General features: G+C 75.5%; 1 pseudogene. It reads left to right on the top strand.

Annotation, left to right across the window (positions count from 1 at the left end):
- Positions 1–204: 204 nt before the first annotated feature.
- A pseudogene (locus E1266_RS37640) lies at positions 205–572 on the top strand (isochorismate synthase); the annotation flags it as partial.

Genomic DNA, 572 nt, shown 5'->3' with positions numbered 1-572 from the left:
GCCCCCGGCCGCGCACCGCCCGCCCGCGTTCCGTGCATGAGCCCGGCGCGGGCGGGCATATGCCCCCGCACCGGACACCGCACCGGAGCGCCCGCCGGACGGCACCACCGGACGGCACCGGAGCACCGGGCGTGTGGCGCACACCTCACCGCACCCCCTCCACACCCGTTTGAACAGGTTCAAATCTGGCGTACAGTGGCTTGCGTGAAGCTCGCCGTGACAGCACCGGACCGCCTGTCCGTCCGCACCGTCCCGGTCCCCGACCCGGGCGACCTCATCGCACGGCTTCCGCACCCCTCCGCGCTGGCCTGGATCCACCGCGGCGAGGGCATCGCCGGCTGGGGCGAGGCCGCCCGCATCCACCTGCCCGGCGGCCCCGGCCGCTTCACCGCCGCCGCCCGCCTCCTGCGCGAGATGTTCGCCGCCGCCGCCATCGACGACCCCGTCGGCGTCCCCGGCACCGGCCCCGTCGCGTTCGGCTCCTTCGGCTTCGACCCCAAATCCCCCGACTCCACCCTGATCATCCCCCGCCGCATCCTCGGCCGCCGCAACGGCACCGCATGGCTCACCAC

This window comes from Actinomadura sp. 7K534, assembly GCF_004348575.1.
Taxonomy (GTDB): domain Bacteria; phylum Actinomycetota; class Actinomycetes; order Streptosporangiales; family Streptosporangiaceae; genus Spirillospora; species Spirillospora livida.
This window is presented reverse-complemented; position numbering and strand designations above follow the sequence as displayed.